The sequence below is a fragment of the Vibrio sp. 10N.222.46.A1 genome (assembly GCF_041473595.1).
GTDB lineage: Bacteria > Pseudomonadota > Gammaproteobacteria > Enterobacterales > Vibrionaceae > Vibrio > Vibrio tasmaniensis_A.
In genome coordinates, this window is sequence record NZ_JBFRSN010001727.1 from 1 (window position 1) to 447 (window position 447).

A 447-nucleotide genomic window follows, 5' to 3' on the forward strand; every position below is an offset into this window, starting at 1 on the left:
ACTTTACTTAATACTTTATTTTTTAATTATTTTAGTGGGTTAGGTTTAAGCAGTAACAAAGGGAGGGCCGCGCGGGGCTTGCCTCATATAGCGTTCGCTTAGAGCCAAAAAAGCGTAGCTGTCTGAGACAATAGAACTCAGTCGAGTTGTCAGTAGTGTAGTTGGAAGTTCATCTTGGTGAAACGTGGAAAAATGGCTAAAGGGACACGGCTTTCCTTTATGAGTATTAGGTTCACCTTCTTCAATTTGAACCAGTTCAAAGCCATTGACCGTACATAACGACGCCCATACTCCCGCACTATTACCATGAGCATTGATAACAGGCATTAATGTCACCAGCACCCAGCTTAATGCTGTAGCAAGTAACATGGAGAAGTTGAACGAGGTTCGGCGCATTATTCCAAATCTTTATAAATTTCCCTTATTATGAGGGACTTGGAATATAGG

Annotated in this window: 1 protein-coding gene; it reads right to left on the minus strand. The window is 41.6% G+C overall.

All coding sequences use genetic code 11. The annotated features are described in order from the left end of the window. Window positions 1-45 precede the first annotated feature (45 nt). Complete coding sequence (locus AB4496_RS29040) at window positions 46-396, minus strand: hypothetical protein (RefSeq protein ID WP_009845601.1); 351 nt, start codon at window positions 394-396, stop codon at window positions 46-48. Window positions 397-447: the final 51 nt, after the last annotated feature.

Coding starts and splice junctions, on each gene's coding strand:
- AB4496_RS29040 (WP_009845601.1), bottom strand. CDS start 396: ATGCGCCGAACCTCGTTCAACTTCTCCATGTTACTTGCTACAGCATTA.